This window comes from Octadecabacter algicola, assembly GCF_021532625.1.
GTDB classification, from domain to species: Bacteria; Pseudomonadota; Alphaproteobacteria; order Rhodobacterales; family Rhodobacteraceae; genus Octadecabacter; species Octadecabacter algicola.
This window is the reverse complement of sequence record NZ_JAKGAR010000003.1, coordinates 512198-531356: the sequence shown is the minus strand read 5'-3', so window position 1 is coordinate 531356 and position 19159 is coordinate 512198. Positions and strand designations below refer to the sequence as shown.

At 52.4% G+C, this 19159-nt stretch carries 20 protein-coding genes; 5 read left to right on the top strand and 15 right to left on the bottom strand.

All coding sequences use genetic code 11. From position 1 onward, the window contains the following. Nucleotides 1-187: 187 nt before the first annotated feature. Nucleotides 188-310, top strand: a complete 123-nt coding sequence (locus tag L0666_RS17300; protein ID WP_272492185.1) for a hypothetical protein — start codon at nt 188-190, stop codon at nt 308-310. A 67-nt stretch (nt 311-377) separates the two neighbouring features. Here the strand turns inward: L0666_RS17300 and L0666_RS13815 are convergent, their stop codons facing one another. The 5 genes from L0666_RS13815 to pip are packed head-to-tail and all read right to left on the bottom strand — an operon-like array spanning nt 378 to nt 6858. Further along, the gene (locus tag L0666_RS13815) at nt 378-1928 is read right to left on the bottom strand and encodes an ABC transporter substrate-binding protein (RefSeq protein ID WP_235261972.1); all 1551 of its coding nucleotides are present in this window, start codon (nt 1926-1928) and stop codon (nt 378-380) included. 57 nt (nt 1929-1985) lie between these two features. Then, nucleotides 1986-3629: an ABC transporter ATP-binding protein gene (locus L0666_RS13810; protein WP_235261971.1), complete on the bottom strand. Its 1644-nt coding sequence runs from the start codon at nt 3627-3629 to the stop codon at nt 1986-1988. Further along, a complete protein-coding gene (locus tag L0666_RS13805) occupies nt 3626-4828 on the bottom strand; it encodes an ABC transporter permease (protein WP_235261970.1) in 1203 nt (400 codons plus the stop codon). Before L0666_RS13805 ends, L0666_RS13810 begins: the two co-directional genes overlap by 4 nt. Continuing rightward, nucleotides 4825-5811 carry an ABC transporter permease gene (locus L0666_RS13800; protein ID WP_235261969.1) on the bottom strand — a complete coding sequence of 329 codons (987 nt, stop codon included), beginning with the start codon at nt 5809-5811 and terminating at the stop codon, nt 4825-4827. The genes L0666_RS13805 and L0666_RS13800 overlap by 4 nt, the downstream gene beginning before the upstream one ends. 60 nt (nt 5812-5871) lie before the next feature. Next, a complete protein-coding gene (pip, locus tag L0666_RS13795; protein ID WP_235261968.1) occupies nt 5872-6858 on the bottom strand; it encodes a prolyl aminopeptidase in 987 nt (328 codons plus the stop codon). An 82-nt stretch (nt 6859-6940) separates the two neighbouring features. Here pip and ubiG point away from each other — a divergent pair, with 82 nt between their 5' ends. Beyond that, nucleotides 6941-7687, top strand: coding sequence for a bifunctional 2-polyprenyl-6-hydroxyphenol methylase/3-demethylubiquinol 3-O-methyltransferase UbiG (ubiG, locus tag L0666_RS13790; RefSeq protein WP_235261967.1), 747 nt, complete (start codon nt 6941-6943; stop codon nt 7685-7687). Between the two features lie 2 nt (nt 7688-7689). On the opposite strand, the gene L0666_RS13785 is transcribed toward ubiG, so the two are convergent. From L0666_RS13785 to L0666_RS13770, 4 genes are read right to left on the bottom strand one after another with little or no spacing between them, the layout of a single operon-like run. Then, on the bottom strand, nt 7690-8139 hold the full coding sequence (locus tag L0666_RS13785) for a MarR family winged helix-turn-helix transcriptional regulator (RefSeq protein WP_235261966.1): 450 nt from the start codon (nt 8137-8139) through the stop codon (nt 7690-7692). A 5-nt stretch (nt 8140-8144) separates the two neighbouring features. Continuing rightward, nucleotides 8145-8972, bottom strand: coding sequence for a carbon-nitrogen hydrolase family protein (locus L0666_RS13780; RefSeq protein WP_235261965.1), 828 nt, complete (start codon nt 8970-8972; stop codon nt 8145-8147). Next, nucleotides 8969-9226, bottom strand: coding sequence for a glutaredoxin 3 (grxC, locus tag L0666_RS13775; protein WP_235261964.1), 258 nt, complete (start codon nt 9224-9226; stop codon nt 8969-8971). The genes L0666_RS13780 and grxC overlap by 4 nt, the downstream gene beginning before the upstream one ends. A gap of 40 nt (nt 9227-9266) precedes the next feature. Next, entirely contained in the window at nt 9267-9986 is a 720-nt protein-coding gene (locus L0666_RS13770) for a double zinc ribbon domain-containing protein (RefSeq protein ID WP_235261963.1), read from the bottom strand. 28 nt (nt 9987-10014) lie between these two features. Here L0666_RS13770 and L0666_RS13765 point away from each other — a divergent pair, with 28 nt between their 5' ends. Beyond that, entirely contained in the window at nt 10015-10836 is an 822-nt protein-coding gene (locus tag L0666_RS13765; RefSeq protein ID WP_235261962.1) for a methyltransferase domain-containing protein, read from the top strand. Nucleotides 10837-10892: 56 nt separating this feature from the next. Next, on the top strand, nt 10893-11945 hold the full coding sequence (gene hemH / locus L0666_RS13760; protein ID WP_235261961.1) for a ferrochelatase: 1053 nt from the start codon (nt 10893-10895) through the stop codon (nt 11943-11945). An 83-nt stretch (nt 11946-12028) separates the two neighbouring features. On the opposite strand, the gene L0666_RS13755 is transcribed toward hemH, so the two are convergent. Together L0666_RS13755 and L0666_RS13750 are read right to left on the bottom strand one after the other, a co-directional pair. Continuing rightward, a complete protein-coding gene (locus L0666_RS13755; protein WP_235261960.1) occupies nt 12029-12220 on the bottom strand; it encodes a hypothetical protein in 192 nt (63 codons plus the stop codon). A 149-nt stretch (nt 12221-12369) separates the two neighbouring features. Continuing rightward, on the bottom strand, nt 12370-12963 hold the full coding sequence (locus L0666_RS13750; protein ID WP_235261959.1) for a L,D-transpeptidase: 594 nt from the start codon (nt 12961-12963) through the stop codon (nt 12370-12372). Between the two features lie 163 nt (nt 12964-13126). Here L0666_RS13750 and dalA point away from each other — a divergent pair, with 163 nt between their 5' ends. Then, entirely contained in the window at nt 13127-13684 is a 558-nt protein-coding gene (dalA, locus tag L0666_RS13745) for a divisome-associated lipoprotein DalA (RefSeq protein WP_235261958.1), read from the top strand. 3 nt (nt 13685-13687) lie between these two features. On the opposite strand, the gene L0666_RS13740 is transcribed toward dalA, so the two are convergent. The 4 genes from L0666_RS13740 to L0666_RS13725 form a co-directional block, all read right to left on the bottom strand. Continuing rightward, nucleotides 13688-14179 carry a L,D-transpeptidase family protein gene (locus tag L0666_RS13740; protein ID WP_235261957.1) on the bottom strand — a complete coding sequence of 164 codons (492 nt, stop codon included), beginning with the start codon at nt 14177-14179 and terminating at the stop codon, nt 13688-13690. A gap of 80 nt (nt 14180-14259) precedes the next feature. Next, nucleotides 14260-15462, bottom strand: a complete 1203-nt coding sequence (locus L0666_RS13735; RefSeq protein ID WP_235261956.1) for a class I SAM-dependent RNA methyltransferase — start codon at nt 15460-15462, stop codon at nt 14260-14262. Continuing rightward, nucleotides 15463-17313, bottom strand: a complete 1851-nt coding sequence (locus L0666_RS13730; protein WP_235261955.1) for an ABC transporter ATP-binding protein — start codon at nt 17311-17313, stop codon at nt 15463-15465. It abuts the gene before it with no gap. Beyond that, nucleotides 17310-19154 carry an ABC transporter ATP-binding protein gene (locus L0666_RS13725; RefSeq protein ID WP_235261954.1) on the bottom strand — a complete coding sequence of 615 codons (1845 nt, stop codon included), beginning with the start codon at nt 19152-19154 and terminating at the stop codon, nt 17310-17312. The genes L0666_RS13730 and L0666_RS13725 overlap by 4 nt, the downstream gene beginning before the upstream one ends. Nucleotides 19155-19159: the final 5 nt, after the last annotated feature.

Below are 19159 nucleotides of genomic sequence, written 5' to 3'. Positions count from 1 at the left end.
CGTTGGTATTTCGGTGGGTTTCGGGGGTGGAGGCCGAAACGCCGCTGTTGTGATGGATATACGGATGAATAGCTGAGTCTGCAAGGGGCTTGGCATATTGCTGCCCATATAGGCCCGCTCAGGGTCCAATTTCCGCCCTATTCCCTCATTAACCATGCTCTCGGTTATATTTAAAAGGAGAGAAACCATGGAAATCGGAGTTCTGGTTGCAGCTTGTGGTGGCGCGTTCTTGAGCGGCGTCGCGTTGATGTATCTTGTTATGATGCGCACTATCAAGAAGCGGGCTGCTGAAGCTGCGCTGGTAGCGTAAACTAACCCATTTAAATGCAAAAAGCCCCGCCAAATTGGCGGGGCTTTCTGTTTTCAACGGTCAGGACCTACGCAGCGGACCAACGTTCAGCCATACGCGCGTTATCCATCTGCCAAAGGTTACCGATGGTGTCAGGTGACATGATCCGGTTATTCACCGCTTGGACGTAGTTGGCGAACATCGGGATCAGAACCCCGCCTTCATCGCGAAGGATCTGCTGCATTTCGAAATACTGCTCACGGCGCTTGTCGCTATCGAGTTCAGCACGTGCACTCAGCAGAAGTTCCTGGAAGCGGGAGCTATCGTCGCTATCCCACTGGCTATCATTCCATGGAACGCCCGCTTCGTAAGCAGTCGCGAACATCCAATCTTCTGTCGCACGGCCAGACCAGTAGCAGGCGCAGAATGGTTTGTTCAGCCAAACGTTAGACCAGTAACCGTCAGAAGGTTCCTGAACCACATTGATGTTGATCCCACCGCCTGCTGCAGATGCCTGCATCAACTGAGCCGCATCGACCGCACCTTCAAAGGCAGCGTTAGACGCAGACAGTTCGATGTCCAGCGAATCCATACCAGCCTGTTGGAGGTAGAACTTCGCCTGATCAGGATCATATTCCAGCTGCTCCATTTCGGAGTTGTAGTACTGGTTTGCAGGACCGATTGGAGTGTCGTTACCGACCGCACCATGACCGAGCAAAATCTTGTCGACCAACTCCTGACGGTTCACACCATACTTGATCGCCTTACGAACGTTGACGTCGTTATATGGCGCCGTATTCGTGAGCATCGGGAAAGAGTAGTGCTGGTTGCCAGTCACTTCCTGAATACGCAACGCAGGGTTGGCCTTCAGAAGCGCTTCGGTTTTGAAATCGATCCGGTTAATCGTATCAACTTGACCCGTCATCAATGCGTTCATGCGGGCTGTGTTGTCGTTGATTGCGATAAATTCAACTTCGTCAAAGAAGCCGGCAGCGTCACCCTTATAGTGATCTGCGTAACGGCTTGCCGTCATACGTACACCTGGGTCAAAAGCAGTAACCTGATAGAGGCCCGTACCAATACCCTGTGCAATAGCCTCTTCGATCTGGCCCGCTGGATACATACAAATGTGATAGTCAGACATCAGATACGGGAAGTCAGCGTTGCCAGAGGCAAGGACGAACTGCACCTGATAATCGGTAACTTTCGTCATTTCGGTGATAGCTTCGACGATTGGCTTTGCCGCAGACTTGGAGTCTTCGCCAAGGTGCATCTGAAGTGATTCAATTACGTCATCCGCGCCAAAAGACTTGCCGTTGTGGAACGTTACGCCCTGACGCAAGTTGAATGTCCATGTCTTGGCGTCTGCAGATGCTTCCCAGCTTTCTGCCAATTCACCAACCAACGATCCGTCCGCCGCAACTTCGGTCAAGCAATCGAATACCGTGCCGTGCGCCGAAGCGATCATGAAAATATCTGAGTGGGTGCGAGAGTCCCAGCTATCAGATGTGTTCGCGCCGCTAAGGCCAGCTGTTAGTTTACCGCCGCGTGTTTGCGCCCGAAGCGGCAAACCAGTCGCTGCGAGAACACCCGCTGCAACACCCGTTTGCAGCAATCCGCGTCTGCTAATTCCATACATATTTTAGTACTCCCTGAAGTTATGTTCTTTTTCTGTGGTTACTCTACGCTGATTCGGTCACATCTTATCAACGGCTGCATCACCAATATTGTCGACGCCTCGTTCTTGCAGAAGGTTGGTCAACCAATCTGGGTCCATTTCCGGCACTGAGCTCAACAATAAGTCAGTGTAAGCATGGTGCGGTGGCGTGAACATGTCCAGCTTTGGACCTTGCTCAATGACCTTACCGTCTTTCATCACCACAACTTCATCTGCGATCGCTTTTACAGTCGCGAGGTCATGCGTGATGAACATATAAGACAGGCCCAATTTATCCTGCAAGTCACCGAGCAAACGCAAAATACCTTCAGCAACGAGCTGGTCTAGGGCTGACGTCACCTCGTCACAGATGATGAACTTTGGCTCGGCTGCAAGCGCGCGCGCGATACCGACACGCTGCTTCTGACCACCCGAAAGCTCCGATGGCAAGCGGTTGAAATACTGACTTGGTTCAAGTTCGATTTGTTCGAGCAGTTCATCAACGCGAGCGCGCCGTGCAGATCCCGTTAAACCGCCATAGAACTGCACTGGACGTCCGATGATTTGGCCGATGGTCTTGCGCGGGTTCAAAGCAGTATCCGCCATCTGATAAATCATCTGCGCTTGGCGCAACTGATCCTTACTACGCTTGCGATAGTCGGCGGGAAGAACCTCACCGTCGAATGCAATCTCACCAATACGAGGAGGCAGGAGCCCCGTTATACACCGCGCCGTCGTCGACTTACCCGAGCCGGATTCGCCAACAACCGCAACTGTGCGACCCGCGTGGATATCAAAACTCACATCGTGCAAAACATCCGTCGTCCCGTAGGCCGCGGTAACATTGCGAACCGATACAACAGGTACAGCACCAGTTGAAACGGCTGGTTTTGCAGGGCGCTCAAATGCGCGTACAGCCCAAAGCGATTTGGTGTAATCTTCTTTCGGCGCGGACAACATGGTCCGAGTGTCAGCCTCTTCTACTTCATCACCACGCAGCAAGACTTTGATCGTATCTGCCATTTGCGCAACCACGGCGAGATCATGGGTAATATAGATCGCGGCGGTATCGAACTCTTCGACGATCTCGCGAATCGAGGCGAGAACCTCAATTTGGGTCGTCACATCTAGCGCAGTCGTTGGTTCATCGAAAATGATTAAGTCAGGACGGCAGGACATCGCCATCGCCGTCATTGCGCGCTGCAACTGCCCGCCAGATACCTGATGCGGGTAACGAAACCCGATCTCGTCAGGATTGGGGAGCCGAAGCTTACGGTAGAGTTCGATCCCGTCTTCAATACTTGATGCACGGTTATCGACACCATGTTGAACAGGCGCTTCTGTGTGTTGATCAATTATCTTATGTGCCGGGTTGAATGATGCCGCAGCGGATTGCGCAACATAAGCGATCCGTTTTCCGAGCAGACCGCGTTTTACAGCTGCGGAAGCACGAACCAAATCAATGCCGTCGAATTCAACCGTTCCATCCGAAATACGCACCCCGTCGCGGGTATAACCCATCGCGGCAAGGCCAATAGTGGATTTGCCGGCACCGGATTCCCCGATAAGCCCAAGGACTTCGCCCTTTTTCAGATTCAGATCGACACCGTTTATGATCGGGTTCCATGTTTCGTCAGAGCGACCTTCGATCTTGAGCCCGCGAATGGTGAGAAGATTGCTCATTCTTTTAGCCCCGATGATTTATGCAGCATCCAGTCGACAACGAAGTTTACCGCAACCGTCAGCAACGCGATCGCGCCAGCCGCCAAAAGTGGTGTAATTGCAGCGGTCGGCGCAAATGCGGCAAAGTTAATAAACGGTGCAAGATCACGCACCATTGTACCCCAGTCTGCAAGCGGTGGCTGAATACCCACGCCAAGGAATGAAAGGGCAGCAATCGTCAGGAACACGAAGCAGAAACGCAACCCGAACTCGGCCAACAATGGCGCCATTGCATTCGGCAGGATCTCTTTAAACACAAGATACCCGAGGCCTTCGCCGCGTAGTTTCGCCGCCTCGATATAATCCATTACAACAATGTTCAGACCAACGGCTCGGGCAAGGCGGTACACTCTGGTGCTATCAATCACCGCAATAATCAGGACCATAAAGATCGTCAAAGGCACACCCAATTCGACAGCCCAAACGCTAGCGATTGTCATCAGCAAGAGTGCAAAAATAAGGGACGGAATCGCCATAAGTACGTCGACGGAACGAGACAGCAGTTGATCAAGCCAACCCTGCAATGTCGCGGCAAGAAACCCGAGTGATCCACCAATGAAAAAGGCGAGGCAGGTCGTTACAAATGCAATACCGACTGTATTCTGGGCCCCGTAAATCAAACGGCTAAGAATATCCCGGCCAATTTGGTCAGTGCCAAGCGGATATTCCGGATTGCCACCCAATGCTGGATCACCACCGGCAGTTACGTTTGCCGCCCCAAGAATTTCAGCTTGACCGTATGGTGCAATCGCACCGGCAAAAATCGCAACAATCGCATAAAGCAGGATAACGAGTATGCCAAACGAAGCCGTCAGGGGCATGGAGCGGAACAACTTTCTGGTCCCAGCCGTTCCAACGAATTGGCCAAATAGGCGGAATAGGAATGCGGCGATAGCAGCGATAATGAAACCTTGAACGGCCCATCGGAAAAACTGGACCCCTGCGTTTTTCATGCCAGCGTCAGTTTCAAGCGGCTGGAAGTAGTACCAGATCGCCCAAATCAACAGCGCTGCAGCTAAAACGTAGCCGAACGCGACGCCATAGCCCATATCACGAAACATTGGCGCATTATTGGTTATCTTTTGCCCAGCGAACCGGAACACATACGCACCACCCAAAATGGCCGCCAGAATGATAGCCATTGTTAACAAACTGCTCATTTTGGATGCCTCAGACGTGGATTAGATAGGATCGACAGGATGTCGGCAGTCAAATTCAATAGGATATAAGCCGCTGCAAAGATAAGGCAGCAGGCCTGAACCACCGGAATGTCTCGGATCTTAACTGAGTCCACGAAAAGCTGACCAATTCCAGGATATACGAAGACCACCTCGACGACGACAACGCCTGTAATCAAATAGGCAAGGTTCAACGCGATCACGTTGATGATGGGCGCTAGAGCATTTGGCAATGCGTGCTTTACAATCACCCGCATGGGCGACAGCCCCTTAAGCCGCGCCATCTCGATATACGGCGACGCAAGCAAGTTGATGATCGCAGCACGGGTCATCCGCATCATATGTGCCGTTACAACTAAAGTGAGCGTAAGTGCGGGCAGCATTGATTTCTCGAGCCGCTCACTGAATGCCATACCCTCAAAGATGTTACTCAAGCTTGGAAAAATCGGGTTCAACACTGCAAGGAACAGGATCAGCACATAGGCCATGAAGAATTCAGGTGACGAAATCGAACTCAGCGTGAACATGTTCGCGGCCTTATCGAAGGCCGTGTTGCGGTAAAGCGCAGCTAGAATACCCAACGTTACAGCTAAAGGCACAGCTATACAGGCGGTAACTGCGGCTAGGAACATCGTATTGGAAAGACGCGGTGCAATTTGCTCGGCAATGGTTGTAGTGCCCGCGCCGCCAAAGTTCGCAAAATTCAACTGCGCAAAACTTGTGCCAAGATCGAGCGTCAGCATCCCCTTGAGCCAAGAAAAGTAGCGAGTGATCATTGGTTGATCGAGGCCAAGGTCTTCTCTGATTTTGGCGACCGATTCCGGCGTTGCACCTTGCCCAAGGATCGCTTCAGCGAAGTCTCCGGGTAGCAAGTTGACCGCGACGAAAATTACAATTGAAACGACGAACAAGGTAACAAGACCTAAGCCCAAGCGTTGAAGAACAATCTTCAGTATCGATGACAAGCCGTCCACCCCCGTGTGGTTTCCACTCAGCGTAGCGGCTTTGGCACATCTTACAAGTATTTAGTTTCGCAACATTTTCGAAGCTGCGATTGCATCCATTGTCCGGACAAGTTCGGTTGTGATCCCAGGTTCGGACAAGGCGTGCCCAGCCTTTGCGATCATAGATATCTTGCTAGCAGGCCATAGTCGGGAAAGATCATAAGCCGATTGGGGGGGACATATCATATCAAAGCGCCCCTGCACGATAACGCCCGGAATATGCGCAATCTTGTTCATGTTTCCCAAAATTTGTTGGTCTTCGTTCAAAAAGCACCCATTCACGAAGTAATGGTTTTCCAGCCTTGAAAAGGCTCGTGCGTAATCCGAAGGTCCAGATCCACCAACGCCATTGCTTTCGATAGATGCCAACGCGTTTTCCCAAGCCGCCCAAGCGCGGGCATGGCGCGTTTCGTCCATCATATCGCCAGAAAAAAGCCGGCGATGATAAGCGCCGATCATGTCGTGTCGCTCATTTTCGGGAATGAGAGATTCAAACTGCGCCCAGTTTTCAGGCCAAAAAGCACCAGCACCACCTTGATAGAACCAGTCCAATTCTCGCGGAGTGCTGAGGAACACGCCTCGCAGAATTATGTGAGCCACATGACTGGGGTGGGCCTGCGCATAGATCAACGCAAGGGTTGCACCCCAACTTCCACCAAACACAAGCCACTGATCTAAGCCCAATGTTTTACGGATCAGTTCAATGTCAGCGACCAGATGCCAAGTGGTATTGTTTTCTACGCTGGCATGAGGACGTGACCGCCCACAGCCACGTTGGTCGAACAAAATAATACGATAGTGGTTGGGGTCAAAATAGCGACGCATCATTGGGCTACAGCCGCCACCTGGGCCACCATGAAAAACCACAACAGGAATCCCGTCAGGATTGCCGCATTGTTCTACATAAATGCGGTGTCCGTCACCAACATCCAACATCTGCTGGTCGAATGGGTTAAGTGCAGGGTAAAGATGCCCAACCGTGCTTTTTTGTCCTGAGACTTTGTCCATGAGAAAACTATATAGTGCGCTACGATAGATGCCCAGAAGCCTACCGCGCCAATTTGGCGTGCCGCACCAGTCAGGAGCCTAAATGTCTACTGCCCAAACTACTGTAGACCCGAAAGAGATCGCCAAGTTCGAGGCAATGGCCGCGGAGTGGTGGGATTTGGAAGGGAAGTTCAAACCGCTCCACATGTTGAATCCAACACGGTTGGATTACATCACGCGCCAGATTGCCTCTGAATACGATCGAGATCTCTGTACCGATGCTCCGTTTGATGGACTTCGTATCCTCGACATTGGTTGTGGCGGTGGATTGCTTTGCGAACCGATGGCGAGGTTGGGAGCCACAATCGTAGGGGCGGATGCCGCAGCCGGAAACATTCCTGTCGCGCAAGTTCACGCGGAACAATCAGGACTTGAGATAGATTACCGCCATACCACAGCAGAGGACATGGCCGCCGACGGCGAGCAGTTTGATGTAGTTTTGAATATGGAAGTCGTAGAGCATGTTGCCGACCCCCTTTCATATCTGACCGCCTGTCATGATTTGCTGAAACCAAGTGGCCTGCACATCTGTTCGACTATCAACCGGAATCCAAAGAGTTTTGGCATGGCGATCATTGGCGCCGAATTCATCATGCGTTGGCTTCCGAAGGGAACGCATGAATGGAATAAGTTTATTACGCCAGATGAACTATTTGAGCTTTTGCAGAAAGCTGGCCTGACTCCTGTGGATCGGAAGGGGTTTAGGTTCGACTTTCTAGGATGGAGCTGGTCAATTTCCGACAGCGATCTGTCAGTGAATTATGTAACGGCGTCTGTGAAACCCGCTTAGGTTCAGCTGTTCTCTTTCTCATCCAAGCTCAAGCGCAACTCTCTGAGGACAGCCAAGGCAGGGCGTACTCTCTCGTCAGTTACCCTTTCAACGGCTTCAGCAATAACAGGCGCTATTGCTGCTATCGCCTCATCGCGGGCTGCGCGCCCAGTGTTACTGATCGTCACTAGTTTTCGACGTGCATCATCCCAATCCGGTCGGATATGAATGAACCCCGACACTTCGAGCTTGCGCAATGTGTTGGTCATCGCGCCCCGAGTTAAGTGAAATGTTTCTGCGAGTTGAGCTGGGGTCTTTTCCGACTTCGTACGAGCCAAATGATTCAGAACAGAGAAATGTGACAACTCCATCCCTTTAGGTAAGGCGCGCGTCATGTTGTTACGCACCAATTGGTCAACAGTCAGGATCTCACTAAAAAGAGCGACTGCTAGGCTGTCAGATTGATTACTCATTAGGCTTACGGACCGCTAAACTCTCTGTCGTGTGATAACGCAGGAATGCGTTCGCGCGACCTTGGCACGTCCGACAACGTAAAATCAACGAGAGTCACACCAGGTGCGACACCAGCGTCCAACAAAACCTCTCCCCACGGCGACACGGCCAACGAATGCCCGTAAGTTGTTCGTTTCTTCCCTGTTTGCGCAGCGTGCGTTCCTGTTTGGGCAGCAGCAATGACAAAACAACCCGTTTCAATGGCGCGTGCGCGGAGCAGTGGTTTCCAATGAGCAGCGCCAGTCACAGGCGAAAACGCCGACGGTACGAGCAGGATATCGGCGCCAGCTTTGGCTAATGCGCGATGTAAATAAGGGAAACGTAAGTCGTAGCAAATCGTCAAACCGACCTTTGCAGCGCCAATATCAGCAACGACGGCTTGGTCCCCTGGAGCATAGCCAGACGACTCGGCATAGGTTTCAGCTTCATTAACTTGCACGTCAAACATATGAATCTTGTCGTATGTCGCAGTAATTTTTCCATCCGGCCCGATCAAAAAGGATCGGTTCACAAAGCGATCACCTTCGCCACCTTTCAACGCCAACGAACCGATCGACAACCAAATGCCGTGCTCCTTCGCTGACGATTGTAACCCGCTCAACGTTGGATCGCCTTCTTGGTAGGACAAGACGGACGCTTGATGCTTGCGGTCTAGGCTAACGCAATTGGTTACTTCGGGCGTACAGATGAACTCTGCACCCTGACTGACCGCATCTGCAATCATATCCTGCACCATCACGAGGTTTTCTGCCGGATCGTCAGACGACGTCAGTTGGAGGATGGCGACCTTCACCCGCTCAAGAGAGCATCAAGCTTGCCTGCCCGTTCCAAAGCCTGCAATTCAGCATTGCCACCGATGTGTGCCCCATCAATGAAAACTTGGGGTACGGTACGACCTCCGTTCGCTCGTTGGGTCATTTCTGCGCGTCGCGATGGATCGGCCATAACATCCACATCGGAATAACTAACACCTTTGGAATCAAGCAACCGCTTGGTCGCATGACAAAAGCCGCAAATCGGAGTTGTATAAAGTTCAACAGTTGCCATCAGGGACGTCCTTTTATGGTCTTTTATGGTTTCTTCCTATCTAAGCGTCCTTGACCACGCGTGCCAGTGCTAGCACCCGAACATCTTTGGCTCCGGCTGCAAAACAAGCTTCTGTTGCAGCCGCGAAGGTTGCACCAGACGTCATGACGTCATCAATTAAAAGAATTCGTCGCCCACTCAACGCTGCGCGACGTTTTGGGTGCGCCTGAATAACACCCTCTAGGGCGGCAAACCTTTCGTCTCGACTGTGCCCTTCGAGCGGCGCGGTTTTCTTGGTTCGAACAAGGGCGTCAGGAATGCAGTCCATCGGACCGAGCTGCGCGAGGTACTGTGCGAGCAATGCCGCTTGGTTGAACTTTCGTCGCAAAAGCCTGTAGCGATGAAGCGGAACGGGGATGATCAATGTATCGGGGCCACAAATCTCGTCCGCCTTTCGCGAGAGCCATGGTGCCACGGCGCGAGCCAGCTCTGTCCTATCGCCGTGCTTCAAGGACAAAACCAACCGCCGCGCCTTGTCTTTATAAACCAGAACAGCGCGCCCTTCGCTCCATGGCCTCGCGACAACCATGCAGTCGTCACACAAAAGACCGTGGTTAGAGGTGTCATCCCCCGGCAATGGAGTGCCACAGGCGTCACAACACAACCCATCAATGAACGGTGTTTCTGCCCAACACGAACCGCAAAGGGCGAAATCTAACTCAGTTCGATCATCACACATCACGCATTGTGGCGGGTAAAGAAGCTGAATGAGGCTTTGCATTCTTTCCGCTTTCTCCTAGATCAAAACCATGACAACGCCGCCCAAACTCACCGACCGATTAGCCCTGACCCGCAACCGCGGACGTGCTGACGCCATGTTTCTTCAAGCGGCAGCTGCCGATGATGTCCAAGAGAGACTGCAAGAGGTTAATAGAACCTTTACAACGCCCGCTGTCGTGACAGGATTTCCGGCAACTTGGGCAGAATGGATGCCCAGCGCTAAGGTGGTAGAAGACACAGAAACGCTCGATCTTGAAGAAGGGGCCCATGATCTTGTGGTCCATGCACTGTCGCTACATTGGGCTGACGATCCCATTGGCCAATTGGTTCAATGTAGGCGCGCACTACGCCCAGATGGGCTGTTTATCGCGACGCTATTTTCCGGCCAAACCCTCCATGAGATGCGTTCTGTACTTGCTGAGGCCGAAGTTACACAGACGGGTGGATTGTCACCAAGGGTCTTACCAATGGCCGAGGTTCGCGACCTTGGAGGCATCTTGCAGCGTGCCGGCTTTGCATTGCCCGTTGCTGATATCCTACCTTTGACCGTTACATACGACACGCCGATCCATTTAATGCGAGACTTACGAGCAATGGGAGAAAGCAATGCAATGGCCGCTCGGCAGAAAACGCCGACGCGTCGTACGATCTTCGCTCAGGCAATGGAACGCTATGTTGACGCGTATGCGATGGAGGATGGCCGTATCCCTGCAACGTTCGAGATTACAACGCTTACCGGTTGGGCGCCCTCAGAAAGCCAACCGAAACCTTTGCGCCCCGGTTCCGCAACGACGCGTCTATCTGACGCGTTGGGAACGGTGGAGACGCCCCTAGATCGATCCGAGGATTAAACGTATCAATAAACACCGCGTCGCACGTCGTGGCCCATTCGAAGAAGAGTAGCCCTATGTCTAACCAGACCCAACACTGCCCGATGCATGCCCCTGCCGACCACCCCGAGATCAAGCCCGCCAAAGTCGGTGTTTTGCTTGCCAATCTTGGCACACCGGACGGCACAGATTACTGGAGTATGCGCCGCTACCTCGGAGAGTTCCTTAGCGACAAGCGTGTTGTCGATTACCCGTCTTGGAAATGGCAGCCGTTGCTTCAATTGATCATCTTGACGAAAAGGCCGTTTTCAAGCGGTGCGGCATACAAAAGCATTTGGAACACCGAGGCAGATGAAAGCCCCTTGTTGACGATCACCAAACAACAGACAGCCGCAATGAAATCGCGTTTGGCTGAAATCTACGGTGACGATGTCGTTGTGGATTTCTGCATGCGATACGGCAATCCGTCGACAAAATCCAAAGTACAGGAGCTCATTGCGCAGGGTTGCCAAAAGATCCTCTTTTTCCCTTTGTATCCACATTATGCTGGTGCGACTTCAGCTTCGGCGAATGATCAATTCTTTCGCGCCTTGATGAAAGAAAAATGGCAGCCGACCGTTCGTGTCGTTGACCCATATTTCGAAGAACCTGCCTACATAGATGCCCTCGCGCAATCCATCGAGAAGGCTTACGAAGCAGCGGATAAGAAGCCCGAAATCTTGGTCTGTTCTTATCACGGCGTTCCGCAACGTTACTTGATGGAGGGCGACCCCTATCACTGCCAATGTCAGAAAACGACGCGGTTGCTAAAAGAACGGCTCGGTTGGGATGACACGCAGATCGTGACCACTTTCCAAAGCCGGTTCGGTCCCGAGGAGTGGTTGCAGCCTTACACAGTTGAGGAAGTCGCCCGACTTGCCGAAGTTGGTAAAACGAACATTGCAGTCTGTGCGCCCGCGTTTTCAGCCGACTGCATCGAGACCTTGGAAGAGATAAACGAAGAGATCAAGGAGAGCTTTGAAGAGGCTGGCGGAGAGCACTTTACCTATATTCCCTGTCTGAACGATGATGCAGCCCACATGGATGCATTGACAGGTATCGTTGAAAGAAACCTTGGCGGCTGGCTGTAACGCCAACGCCTAACTTGGAAAAGAAAAAGGCCGCTCCATGTTGGAGCGGCCTTCTTAATTAATGATGCTTCTAAGAGCTAGGCTTAGTCAGCCAGAGCAACAGCAATCAAAGCAACCAAGATCAGTGGAACGATCAGGCCGGCGCTGGAAGAAGAAGAAGCTGTTTCTTCCATTACGACAACAGGTGCCATTTCCATTACTGGCTCAGACATGTTGCCTGCGAAAGCAGTAGAAGCGGCGCCAGCGAATGCAGCAGCAAGTGCGAATTTTTTCATTTTAGTTCTCCAAGTTATTGCCCACGGCAAATTAATTGAGGTGTAAGCCATGGGCACCCAAGACTTCCCTCTAGACTCCCCAAACCATGAAATTGGACAGAATGCAAAGGCATTAGTCGTTATCCTACCATCACGACGACAAAATGTCGTCAAATCAGCAACACTTGTGTACCCACATTTGTCATCCCGAATAGCTCCGCGATGTGCTCATTGAACAAACCAATACAACCGTTGGATGAACGGCGGCCAATTTTACGCGTGTCGTGAGTACCGTGGATGCGATAATATGTCCAAGACAGGTAAAGCGCGTGAGTGCCCAAAGGATTGTCTGGACCCGGACCTACAAATGCGGGCCATTCTGGATTACGCGCAATCATAGACGGCGTCGGACGCCAGCTGGGGCCTTCAACTTTACGAACAACTGATGTCCGGCCGGTACGCGTAAGATCGGTCGTCAATGGAACGCTTGTTGGGTATAACTTGTAGACCGACTGATCAGCGTTCCAAAAATGAAGCGCCCGTGATTGGATATCCACAAGAATTGCGCCGTTGTTCAAGTTGGTGAAGTAAGGTCGCCAATCAAGCGTTCGAAAGCTGGATATATTCCGCGATATCGATTGAGAGATATCGTTTTCGATTTCTGTTGAGTTTTCGGTCTGCGCTGCGGCGCCAGTACCCAGAGCTGCAGCTGAAGTGGCAAGAAACCCACGACGGCTCAAGTTCTTGAATGTCGAATCAGTCATCGGATGGGCTCCCACCGGTTACGTCTGCGCTAGGTGCTCTATTATGGCGCATTTGCCGCGCTCGCAAATAAAACTGAGGGCTTTTCAGCGCCTTCACGCTGATGTGGGTTTGAAACGCAACGCTTGTCGGGGTATGGAATTCTAAATTGATAAGGGTTCTTACATGTATCGCCGATCTTTTCTTTTGGGTGTTCTAGCAACTGGCCTAGCCGCTTGTGAGGCTCCGCAGGCCTCCGTTGGCCCCGATGGCTTGCCTTTGCCGCAGGTCTACCGGATCGGAGCGCAAGATGCTGACAACATCCAATTTCGCATGCTCGATAGCCTGAATGCCTTGCGTCAAGCATCCGGCGCGGGGGCAGTCCAACTCAATTCGCAATTGAATGCTGCTGCGGCCACACATTCACGCGACATGTCCGTACAGAACCGCCCATGGCACTTTGGATCTGACGGGTCTTCGCCTCTCGATCGGTTACGGCGCGTGGGGTATAGTGGCTCACTAACGGGCGAAACAATCTCCGAAACCTACGAAACAGAACTCGAAACTCTTGCGGCATGGATGCGTGAACCCAACACACGTGCTGTATTGCTAGAGGCAGACGCTACAGAAATGGGTTTTGCGTGGTTCCAAGAAAGCAACGGCAAGATCTGGTGGACGTTGGTTCTCGCTGACGGAACAACACGTGGTGTCGTCGCACAGGCCAACCCTGTTCCCCTTCAATAGACGTTACGCATACAAGAAAATCGGCGTTCCGACATTTACCATCGCGTAGATGTCTTCCATTTCACGATCTCGAACTGCAATGCAGCCCGCTGTCCAGTCTTCTTCGCCATGCGCACGGCGCGGAGTACCGTGAATAAAGATATCTCCACCCGGGGATTTACCTTGGGCACGGGCGCGGGCACGATCTTCGTTGTTCGGGTAGGATATCCCGATAGAAAGATAGAAGCTGCTATTCGGGTTTTTTCGGTCGATGAAATAAGCACCTTCCGGCGTGCGTCCATCCCCCGAAACTGCTTTGTGACCAACCGGTGCAAAACCGAGTTCAAACTTATAGTCCTTGAGGACTTCATTTCCGTGCATCAGGAACATCTGGCGGCGCGCTTTTTGAACAACAACACTTGTAACCGCCGGACCCGTATAGACACGAAATTTGTTCGAACAGGCAGTCAGAGCAAACAGTGCGGCGACACTACAAAAAGTACGACGGTTCATCATTAATTCTGCCTCAACGTTTATTTTTCTGAATAGTTACCGCAAACCGGCAGAATTTTCTAGGTATTCATAAGTCCAGGGAGTCACTTGCGTGTGAAATCGCCCACGACTTCAATGTGAGGCGACCAACGAAACTGATCCACAACGTCAATCCAATTTAGGTCAAACCCAGCGGCGATCAGGGCACCCGCGTCCCGCGCAAATGTCACCGGATTACAAGACACCATTACGATCCTTTTTAGATTGGACTGACACAGCGTCGCGATCTGCGCATCTGCTCCCGCACGAGGCGGATCAAGCACGGCAAGATCAAATTTATTCAGTTCATCCGGTTCAAGCGGGCGGCGAAATAGATCCCGAGCTTCGGTCGTAATTGTCCTAAGTCCCGAAGCATGTCGCCATCCACGATCCAGTGTCTCAAGCATTTCATCACTGCTTTCTACAGCGTGAACACTTGCTTGGCCCGCCAAGGGCAATGAAAACGTACCCGCTCCCGAAAACAGATCTACAACCCTTTTCGCACCTTCGCTCGCCTCAAGAACTGCCGCGACCAAAGCCGCCTCGCCTTCTGGGGTAGCTTGCAAAAACGCTCCGGATGGCGGCGCAACGCGAGCATTCCCAAAGGCTTGTTCTGGCGCTTTGCGAGTGACAACAACGTCTTCGTTCCACGCTAAACGAGCGAGGTTGTGTGTCTCTGCTAAGCCCGCAAGTTCAATCCGCAACTGTCCCGTCAGGTCGCGTTCTGTTTCAACCAGAACATCCAGACCACCCAGCGTATCAGTTACAGTCAAATTGACCTCTGACTTTCGAGAAGCCGCAATCACTGTCAATGCTTCAAGCGCTGGGAAACCATCCATGATTGCTTGTGTCAGAAGTTGGCAATCCGGCACGTCTATTAACGCATCAGACGCCTTCGCGTGGAACCCAACCATCGCGCTCTTTTTCGTCCGACGTCCAGACAATCGCGCGCGTCGTCGACTATTTGGAGGCGACGTATGAAGCGTGCGAAATGGAAATGGTAAATCACGCGCCGTCATCGCCCGTTCAACAACGCTCGTTTTCCAGCTCCCGACAAATGCATCCGATGCATGTTGCAACGAACAGCCGCCGCAGCTTTTGAAATGACGACATGGCGGTTTGACGCGTTCTACAACAGGAGTGACGATCCTAGCACTGCCATCGACTTGCACTTCGACTTCTTCGCCAGGCAATACCCGTTCCAACAGCGTCCCGTCAGGCATTTGGCCCATTCCTGCCAGCGTCAACCGTTCAACTTTTTCAATCATCTATTCCGCCGCATTCTGTCCTTGTCGGAAACCGCCAGACTGACGATTCCAATACTTTGCATAAGTCCCGTTCTTGGCGAGCAGGTCTTCATGCCGTCCTTCTTCTACAATCGCACCATTTTCCAGAACAATTATGCGATCCATGCCAGAAATCGTAGATAGCCGGTGCGCGATGGCGACAACGGTCTTGCCAATCATGGCGCGCGAAAGCGCCGACTGTATCGAAGATTCAACCTCACTATCTAGTGCAGACGTCGCCTCATCCAGCACAAGAATAGGCGCGTCCTTGAGCATCGCTCGCGCCAAGGCGATCCTTTGCCTTTGTCCACCGGACAATTTTACACCGCGCTCACCAAGATGGGCGTCATATCCCGTGCGACCCGCGTTGTCGCATAAGTTCTCGATAAACTCATGTGCTTCCGCTTTACTTGCTGCCGCGATCATCTCTTCGTCCGTCGCATCAGGACGCCCGTAGGTAATGTTGTCGCGCGCGGACCGATTGAACATGGCTGTTTCCTGCGTGACCATCCCAATCGATTCCCGAAGCGATTCTTGAGTCACCTTGCTGATCGTCTGACCATCGATCAAAACTGCGCCATCTTCGGGATCATACAACCGCAACAGGAGCGCAACGAGTGTGGATTTCCCCGCGCCCGACGCCCCCACAATTCCCAGCTTTTCGCCCGGTCTAATCGCGAGGTTAATGTTGCCAATGCCGCCGATCTCACCGCCATATTGGAACGACACATCACGAAATTCTATCTGAGCTTTTGTAACGTCCAAGGGCACGGCATCAGGATGATCAGTCAATTGATGCGCAGGTGTCAGGGTGCGCATCCCGTCCTCGACTTCCCCGATATGGGAGAAAATCCCCATTAGCACGAAACTCACCCAACCTGTCATCTGGCTTAGGCGGATGGACACCGCACCCACTGCAGCCAAGTCACCAGGTGAAACACCAGAGTCTCGCATCGAAAGGCCGAACCCGACCATCGCCAAGGGCAAGATGCCCGCAAGGGTGATGAGCCCAAATCGGAACAGAACCGCGACCTCACCAAAATCAAGCGCACGTGCGCGTAAGTCTTGCATCGCGTGCTGCGCAGCGTCTGTTTCATGTCGCGTTCCAGCGAACAGTTTCACAGTTTTGATATTGGTGATCGTATCAACAACCTGACCCGTCAACATTGCGGCGGCCCCTGCCCGCGCCTTAGAGCGTTTTCGAATTCGCGGCAGGAAGAGCCGTAAAAAGACGATGTAGCTTGAAAGCCAAAGCAAAAGGATGACCAAAAGGCGAGCATCTATTCCGACGATTAGGACTGCGGTACCGATGACAGTTGCCAGCGCGAACAAGACTGCATTTACCGTTTCAATCACGACTTCTGTTAATGATCGGGCAACCTGCATTTGCTTTTGGGCGATGCGGCCTGCGAAGTCATTGTCAAAGAATGTGACGGCCTGACCCAACGTCCACCGATGCAACCGACCAACAACGAGAGCAAACAAGTTCGGCCCAATCACCACCGATTGAAACGACGCCGAAAACCCAAAAAGAGCCGGCCGTATGAACAGCAATAGAACAACCGCCGAAATCAAGACACCAAGGCTATTCGATAAGGGGTCAGAAGACACCGCTATATCAACAACGCGTCCGAGCAAGAACATCGCAAGCACTTCGCTGGCCCCGGCGATCGCGGATACGAAGGCTGCAAACGCAATGATTCGCCACGCACCCGACAATGCCCATTTAAAGAACCGAGCAAGCGTCGATGGAGGTGGGCCCGATGCTGCCATCTGGCTATCGATCAATCCACCCAATCGTTTGATCCCGTCTTGGTAGGCCTGCACGATCATAAGTCGCCCCCGTCAGCGTCGATGAAGCCACCTGATTGTCTTGACCAGAATCCGGCGTAGGGTCCGCTTTGGTTAATCAAATCATCATGTGTTCCGTCTTCAACAATTCGACCCTCATCCAAAACGATAATCCGATCCATTCGCGCAATTGTTGATAATCGATGGGCAATCGCGATCACGGTCTTTCCTTCCATCATATCGTAAAGCGTCGCCTGAATTGCAGCTTCGACTTCGCTATCCAATGCGCTGGTCGCTTCATCTAACAACAGGATCGGCGCGTCCTTGAGTAGGACCCGAGAAAGAGTAATGCGCTGGCGTTGGCCGCCTGACAACTTAACGCCACGCTCACCGACTTGGGCGTCGTAACCTGTGCGCCCCTGCCCATCTTCGAGATCGAGGATAAAATCATGTGCTTCTGCCTGCTTTGACGCCGCGATCATCTGTTCTTCGGTGGCAGTTGGTCGACCATAGAGGATGTTGTCACGAACAGATCGGTGCAAAAGGGAACTGTCTTGTTGAACCATACCGATGGCTTGGCGCAGGCTGTCTTGTGACACGTCACAGATGTCCTGATCGTCAATCAAAATGCGACCGCTTTCCGCATCATAGAAACGCAGCAACAACTTCACGAGCGTAGATTTCCCAGCCCCTGACCGCCCGACAAGACCGACTTTTTGACCTGCTGGTATCGTTAAGTTCAGCATGTCTAAACCGCCAGATGATCGCCCATAGTGGTGCGTCAATCCTTGTATGGTGATCGCACCTTCTGTGACATCCAAATCAACCGCAGTTTCTGCGTCGGTAAGCGTAATCGGTTGAGCAATGGTTTCCATGCCTTCCGAGATAACCCCAAGGTTCTGAAACAAGTTGGTGACCGCCCACATGATCCAACCCGTCATCGCGTTCAGCCGCAATGTTAAAGCGGCAGCTGCGGCGACGATACCTGCCGTTGCCAACCCACCAGACCAAAGCCAAAGCGCCCAACCAACAACCGCCACGATTAAGAAGCCATTCAATAGAACCAGAGAGACGTCCATGATCGTATAAAGTCGCATTTCCCGCTGCAAAGCTTTGCGCGTCTTTTCAATCGCCTCACGGGCGTAACTGACTTCGTTGTCGTGATGAGCAAACATTTTGACGGAGTGGATGTTGGTGTAGCTATCCACGACCCTGCCCGTGACTTCGGATCGCGCATCAGAAGACGCCTTGGCAGCGGGGCCAACCCTTAGGATTGTCCAACGCATAAGCGCTACATAAAGAGCGAACCAAACCAACATCGGCAGCAGCAACCGTACATCCGCACCCATCAAAAGAACCGCTGCACCAATGATATACGCGAGCGAAAAAGTGACCGCGTCAAACACCTGAAACGCGACTTCACCCGCCGCGGGTGGCGTTTGCATGATGCGGTTCGCAATCCGTCCAGCAAAATCATTCTCGAACCAACCAACCGATTGCCGCAAGACATGACGGTGCGCCCGCCATCGCACCGTCGTCCCAAAATTCGGAATTATGGATTGGTTTAGCAATGCAACATCGATGACTTGCAGCAAGGGCCGCAACGTCAGCAAGAACACCCCGACGATGATGAATTCCCATCCATAGTCCACCCAAAACGACACCTCCCCACCCGGTGCAATGAGGTCTACCAATCGGCCCATATAGGCGATCAACCAAATCTCGATTGTCGCGACTACAACAGACATGATTCCTGCCGCCCAGAATACTCGCTTGAAGGGTTTCACATAGGTCTTCAGGAACGGCCAAAGGCGCGTTGGCGGCGTATTGTCCTCAGCGTAGGGCTGGTATGGATCAACGAGGTTTTCAAAGAAGCGGAACACAGGGA